The sequence below is a fragment of the Mycobacterium sp. genome (assembly GCF_035603715.1).
GTDB lineage: Bacteria > Actinomycetota > Actinomycetes > Mycobacteriales > Mycobacteriaceae > Mycobacterium.
In genome coordinates this window covers 1-5626 of the sequence record NZ_DATNJW010000407.1, presented here as the reverse complement: position 1 = coordinate 5626, position 5626 = coordinate 1, and the positions used below count along the sequence as shown (strand labels likewise).

The 5626-nt window shown below is 64.6% G+C and carries 7 protein-coding genes; all 7 read left to right on the top strand.

Annotation, left to right across the window (positions count from 1 at the left end; translation table 11 throughout):
- Window positions 1–892, top strand: an 892-nt coding sequence (locus VN856_RS16845; RefSeq protein ID WP_325691002.1) for a thiolase C-terminal domain-containing protein, incomplete at its 5' end; no start/stop codon positions are given.
- A complete protein-coding gene (locus tag VN856_RS16840; RefSeq protein WP_325691000.1) occupies window positions 889–1332 on the top strand; it encodes a Zn-ribbon domain-containing OB-fold protein in 444 nt (147 codons plus the stop codon). The genes VN856_RS16845 and VN856_RS16840, both read left to right, overlap by 4 nt.
- Before the next feature lie 5 nt (window positions 1333–1337).
- Entirely contained in the window at window positions 1338–1547 is a 210-nt protein-coding gene (locus tag VN856_RS16835) for a hypothetical protein (RefSeq protein ID WP_325690998.1), read from the top strand.
- A gap of 18 nt (window positions 1548–1565) precedes the next feature.
- The gene (locus tag VN856_RS16830; RefSeq protein WP_325690996.1) at window positions 1566–2381 is read left to right on the top strand and encodes a mycofactocin-coupled SDR family oxidoreductase; all 816 of its coding nucleotides are present in this window, start codon (window positions 1566–1568) and stop codon (window positions 2379–2381) included.
- A gap of 225 nt (window positions 2382–2606) precedes the next feature.
- Entirely contained in the window at window positions 2607–3764 is a 1158-nt protein-coding gene (locus VN856_RS16825; protein ID WP_325690994.1) for a cytochrome P450, read from the top strand.
- 64 nt (window positions 3765–3828) lie between these two features.
- A complete protein-coding gene (locus VN856_RS16820) occupies window positions 3829–4782 on the top strand; it encodes an alpha/beta hydrolase (RefSeq protein WP_325690992.1) in 954 nt (317 codons plus the stop codon).
- An 8-nt stretch (window positions 4783–4790) separates the two neighbouring features.
- Entirely contained in the window at window positions 4791–5600 is an 810-nt protein-coding gene (locus tag VN856_RS16815; protein WP_325690991.1) for an NAD(P)-dependent oxidoreductase, read from the top strand.
- Window positions 5601–5626: the final 26 nt, after the last annotated feature.

Sequence of the window (5626 nt, the reverse complement as noted above, 5' to 3'; positions counted from 1 at the left end):
GGCCCGGGCCGCCATCGTGGCCGGCGATGCCTCGGTAGTCGTGACGGTGATGGCGCTGCAACAATCCAAACAGCGCCTCGGCTCAGTCTTCTCGGCGATCGAACCCGATCCGATCAACTCGTTCTTGCAGCCGTCCGGGCTGTTCGGCCCAGGCCAGTTGATGTCGGTCATGGCACGTCGGCACATGCACCTCTACGGCACCCGCCGCGAGGCATTCGCCGAGATAGCCCTCTCGACACGAGCCAACGCGGCGAATCGGCCGAAGGCGATGCACCCCGAACCGCTGACACTCGAGGACTATTTCAACGCTCGGATGATCGCAGAACCGTTGTGCCTCTACGACTTCTGCCAGGAGACCGACGGGGCGGTGGCCGTGATCACCACCAGCATGGATCGCGCCAAGGATCTGAAGCAGCCGCCGGTGCCGGTGGTCGCCGCCGCCCACGGCGGTGTGCGGGACTGGGGTAGGGCCTTTGCGTGGATGGGGATGCCCGACGAATACTTCGCCTCCTCGGGCAACGCGCCCATCGCCAAGCGGCTCTACGAGCAGGCCGGCATCGGCGCCGCCGACATCGACGTCGCGTTGCTCTACGACCACTTCAGCCCGATGGTGCTGATGCAGCTCGAGGACTACGGCTTCTGCGGCAAGGGGGAGGGCGGCGCATTCGTCGAAAGCGGAGCCATCCGGTACGACGGCGGCTCGATCCCGGTCAACACTCATGGCGGCCAACTCTCCGAGGCCTACATCATCGGGATGACCCACATCATGGAAGGAGTCGAGCAGATGCGCGGCACCGCCATCAACCAGGTCGCCGATGCCGAACTCGCACTGGTCACCGGGGGACCGGCGAGCCTGCCTGTGAGTGGGCTCGTTTTGGGGCGCGCCGCATGAGTACTGCAGCTGTCACCCTGGCCACCACGATCCCTGGCGAGCACGTGCGGATCGCGGTCAACAAGGACACCGAGCCGTTCTGGATCGCCGCGAAGGAGCGGCGGCTGGTGGCGCCGCAGTGCGGCGACTGCCAGACCTTCCGTCTGCCGCCGACGCCGTTCTGCCCCAATTGTCAATCCAAGGCGGTGAATTGGGTCGAACTCAATGGTGAGGCCATCGTCTACAGCTTCGCCGTCGTGCACGGTTTCCCGGGTATGCCGGATCTGGTGTTGGTGCCGGCGGTCCTTGACCTGCCCGACGCGCCCGGGGCGCGGCTGGTCTCCAACATCGTCGACGTTGCGCCCGCCGACGTCACGATAGGAATGCCCGTCCACGTTGACTTCTCACCGATTTCCGACGGCTGGCTGCTCCCAGTCTTTCGGGTCGACGGCGAGGAGTGATGGAGATGTCGGACGAGAGCGCCCTGCACGAGAAGCCCCTCGAATTTCTTACCAGCATCGCCAACACCGGGGGATCGTGTGACGGCCAGGCGATCCTGCCGGTCAACGGTCACTTCCGTTGTACGTGCTCATGCGGGGACTGGGACGTCGAGGTCGACGATCCGCAGGAAGGCTTGCGGCAAGCAAGGATTCACACCGGCAGCGCTACCGACTGAAAATAGGAGTCGAAACCCGTGGGAAAACTCGATGGCAAGGTCGCCTTCATCACCGGAGCGGGCCGTGGGCAGGGACGCGCGCACGCGGTCCGGCTCGCGGCGGACGGTGCGGACATCATCGCGCTCGATATCTGCCGCGACATCGACTCGATCGACTATCCCAACGCCGGCCCCGAGGACCTCGACGAGACCGTCAAGCTTGTCGAGAAGGAGGGCAGGCGCATCGTCGCCCGCCAGGCCGACGTCCGCGACGCTGACGCCGTCGAGCAGGTGGCGGCCGACGGGCTTGCCGAGTTCGGGCGCCTCGACATCGTGATCGCGAACGCCGGGGTCATTCGGCTCGGTCCAGGTGGCAATCGGCGGCAGACCTTTCGCGACATCATCGACGTCAACCTGATCGGCGTGTGGAACACCGTCGAAGCCACCCAACGCGCACTGATCGACGGTGGTCGCGGCGGATCGATCGTACTGACCTCGTCGAGTGCTGGACTGAAGGGCACCGGCACGGATCGGGCTGGTGGACAGGCCTACACCGCGGCCAAACGCGGGCTAGTCGGCCTGATGCAGGTATGGGCGAACGAGTTTGCGCAGCATTCGATCCGCGTCAACACCATCCATCCGACCGGTGTCGCCACCGGAATGGTGATGAACGAGACCATGGGCAAGCTGCTGGAGGCCAACGACACCGCGGTCGCGGCGATGCAGAATGCGCTGCCCATCCAGATCCTGATGCCCGAGGACATCGCCAACGCGGTGGCGTTCCTGGTGTCCGAGGAGGCGAAGTTCATCACCGGTACCGCGTGGCCGCTCGACGCCGGCTTCGCGGTCCGTTGACAGTCCTGGTGGACGTCGAGGACTATTGCGTTCATCTCGCGACATAGTTAACCTAGTTGGATGAGTCTGCTGTGAACCGTCGCCGCAATTCGCGCTAATTTGACAGTGGACTGTCGTAGTATGCGAGCCGCGAGTGCTTCGAGTTCGCGCCCGTTCGGAGCCGCACGGAAGGACGTCATGATCCAGAACCAGCCAACGGCAACATGTCCGGTAAAGAGCGTCGATATGAACACTCCGGACTCGCCGGCGCTGACGCATTTCCACCTACTCGATGAGTGTCAGGACGAGGCCCGGCCGGTCTTCCGTAACACCGAGGCCGACATGGATTACTGGGTTTTCACCGACAATTCGGTGATCCTGGACGGACTCCAGCACCCGGAGCTCTGGTCCAGCAGCGTCATCGTGCCGACGGATCCGGAGCCGCCGTACACGTGGATCCCGATCATGATCGACCCGCCCGACCATGCCAAATGGCGTCAGGTGCTGGCGGAGTATTTCTCGCCAGGCCGCGTCAAGGGACTGCGCGACGCGCAGCAGAAGTTGGCTGCAGAACTCATCGAGCAAGTCGCGGCCGATGGCGGGTGCGATTTCGTGACGCGGATCTCGCGGGTGTTCCCATCGACGGTTTTCCTGACGATCATGGGCATGCCCGTGGAGGACCTCGAGCAGTTCCTGGCCTGGGAAGACATGATCCTGCACCAGAGCGGGGCAGGCGAGGAAGTCAACGCCGCGCGGCTCGAAGGCATGACACACGTGATGGGCTACTTCTCGGGCCTGATTCAGCAGCGGCGTGAAAACCGCGACCCAGATGCCGACGACATCGTCAGCAAGGCCATCGACTGGACGCTCGACGGTGAACCGATCAACGACCTGGAACTGCTCAACTGCCTTTTGTTGTTGTTCATGGCCGGCCTCGACACGGTCTCTAACCAGCTGTCGTACGCGATGCTGCATCTGGCCACCCATCCGACCGACCGCGCCCGGATCGTCGCCGAACCCGGGCTCATTCCGAGAGCGGTCGAGGAACTGCTTCGGGCTTATCCGATCGTGCAGACCGCGCGAAAGGCAACTCAGGACATGGACTTTCACGGATGCCCAGTCAAGGCGGGCGACATGGCGTCGTTCTCGCTGGCGTTCGCGGGCCGGGACGAGTCGGCCTATGACGATGCCCGCACGGTTGACTTCGACCGCGGCGTCACACGTCACTTGTCCTTCGGCGGCGGCCCGCATCGGTGCCTCGGTTCGCACCTCGCCCGACAAGAGATGGCGGTGGTCCTGGAGGAGTGGCACAAGCGCATTCCGGACTACGAGGTTTCCGGGCAGCCTATCGAGCACGGCGGCCAGGTGTTCGGCGTCGATTCGCTGAAGCTGACGTGGCGCTGAGGTGAGCGTGCCGCGCACACAGGACCGCGCGTGGCAGGTGATGCGACATTCCTTAACATTCGACGTGACCGATGCTGTTGAATCCGGTGAGCAGCTGACACAGGCGGCGTGGCTATTCCTCCCCGAGCGGCCGGTCGACGCGGCCGGCGTGCTGCTGTGTCTCGCCGGGGGCACGTACGACAAGCACTATTGGCACATCGACATCGACGGCTACCCCGGTTATAGCTTCGGCGAGCACCTGGCCGGCTCCGGGTTCGTCGTCGTCGCGGTGGATCACCTCGCAATCGGCGACAGCACCGATCCCACGGCGTTGGGACCGGTGGGGTTGGAGTTGCTGGCAAAGGGCGACGCCGAAGTCGCACGCCAGATCCGAGAACGGCTGCGGGGCGGCAACTTACACGAGGACCTTCCCCCAATTAATGCGCCCCTCATTGGCGTCGGTCATTCGATGGGCGCGTGCCTGGCGACGATGGTGCAGGCGACGACGCACCCGTACGACGCCGTCGTGCTGCTGGGCTACGGCGTGCAGATCACCAACGTGTATCAAGCCACTCCCGATGCGGCCGAACTGGAAGAGCGCATCCAGCAGACCATCGAGGCGTCCTGCCAGCTGAGTGGGGCCAAACCGACCGATGCTCACATCTACGCGCCTCGCGATTACCTTGCCGAGCTGTTCTATGCGGGCGAAGTTCCACAGGACGTGATAGACGCGGATACCGTCGTGCAGAGCCGGACGCCGCTGCGGGCGGCCGCCGAGGTCACCACCCCGGGAATGGTCGAGCGGTACGCGCCCCAGGTGGATGTCCCCGTCTTCCTCGGATTCGGCGCAGCGCTGGACGTTTCGCCGAACCCCTATGCAGAACCCGCCAACTACACCGGTTCTCCAGATGTGACATTGCACCTCGTTCCACGCTCAGGGCACTGTCACAATTTCGCGAGCCACCGCACCCAGCTGTGGGACCGAATCGCAAAGTGGGTAACGACAGTCGCACCCGCGGGCGAGCCGCTCAACGCTTAGGAGACACAGTGCCGAGTACCGTCGGATTCCTCGGCGCTGGACAACTCGGCGAACCGATGGTCGAGCGGTTGCTCAGCGCCGGCAACGATGTCGTGGTGTACGCCCGCCGCGAGGAGGTCCGCCGCCGATTAGAGGCGAAGGGCGCGGCGATAGCCGATTCGGTGGCCGACCTGGCGCGCCGCAGCGACATCCTCATCTCGTGCCTGTTCTCGGATGCGCAGTTACGCGAAACTGGGTTCAGCCCAGACGGTTTCATCGCCAACGCGAAGCCGGGCGCCATATTCGTTTCGCACACAACGGGCACACTGCCCACCCTCGAGGCGTTGCGGGATAGTTCTCCTTTGCCGCCAGTCATCCTCGATGCGCCGGTCAGTGGTACCGCCGACGACATCACCGCGGGCACCCTTACCGTGCTGATCGGGGGACCGAGTGACGCCGTCGCCTCGGTGGCGCCGATCCTGGCCGCTTACGCCGACCCAGTGGTGGCGACGGGCGAACTGGGCAGTGCGTTGGCGCTCAAGCTGATCAACAATCTCCTGTTCGCTGCCAATGCTCAACTTCTGGCTGCAGCAACGCAACTGGGTTCACAGCTTGGCGTCGAACCGAGCGTGTTGCTATCCACCCTGCAGGTGTGCAGCGCGCGAAGCCATGCGGCGGAGCAGGCGGAGCGTGTCGGCGGGATGGACCGGTTCGCCGAGTTAGCCGGGCCGTTCCTGCGCAAGGACATCGCGGCATGCCATGCCGCTGCGGCCGAGGCAGGTGTGGAGCTGGGGCTATTGGGCGCCGCCGTCCAGGAGGGGCCACTGGCCCTCGACTGAGGGCGATGTCAGATCTGGCCGAGATA

Excerpts from the sequence above, each read along its gene's own strand:
- VN856_RS16840 (WP_325691000.1), top strand. The coding sequence starts at position 889 with ATGAGTACTGCAGCTGTCACCCTGGCCACCACGATCCCTGGCGAGCAC.
- VN856_RS16835 (WP_325690998.1), top strand. The coding sequence starts at position 1,338 with ATGTCGGACGAGAGCGCCCTGCACGAGAAGCCCCTCGAATTTCTTACC.
- VN856_RS16825 (WP_325690994.1), top strand. The coding sequence starts at position 2,607 with ATGAACACTCCGGACTCGCCGGCGCTGACGCATTTCCACCTACTCGAT.